General features: G+C 68.4%; 1 protein-coding gene. It reads right to left on the bottom strand.

Annotated elements, in window-relative coordinates:
* A partial coding sequence (locus G5C65_RS38120; RefSeq protein WP_165303661.1) for a beta-ketoacyl synthase N-terminal-like domain-containing protein occupies positions 1-588 on the bottom strand: 588 nt, incomplete at both ends.

The raw sequence follows: 588 nt of genomic DNA, 5'->3' as shown, positions 1-588 counted from the left end.
GTCCCATGCGCCTCCACCGCATCCACATCCCCCGCCCCCACACCCGCATTGGCCAACGCCTGCCGGATCACCCGCTGCTGGGACGGCCCGTTCGGCGCCGTGAGCCCATTGGACGCACCATCCTGATTGACCGCACTGCCCCGCACCACCGCCAACACCCGATGCCCAAGACGCCGGGCATCCGAGAGCCGCTCGACCACCAACACCGCCGCACCCTCCGACCACCCCGTCCCATCCGCCGCCGCCGCAAACGACTTACACCGCCCATCCGCAGCCAACCCACCCTGCCGCTCGAAATCCACAAACACCCCCGGCGTGGACAACACCGTCACCCCACCGGCCACCGCCAGATCACACTCACCCGACCGCAACGCCCCGGACGCCAGATGCAACGCCACCAACGACGAGGAACACGCCGTATCCACCGTCACCGCCGGACCCTCCAGCCCGAACGCATACGCCACCCGCCCCGAAAGCACACTCCCCGCATTCCCGGTTCCCAAGAACGCCTCCACCCCCTCGGGCACCACCTGCATACTCGACGCGTACTCGTGATACATCAGCCCCGCATACACACCCGTCGAGGAC

The organism is Streptomyces boncukensis, from assembly GCF_011045075.1.
Classification (GTDB): Bacteria; Actinomycetota; Actinomycetes; order Streptomycetales; family Streptomycetaceae; genus Streptomyces; species Streptomyces boncukensis.
Note: the sequence above shows the minus strand (reverse complement) of the source record. Positions and strands in the feature narration are given on the sequence as shown.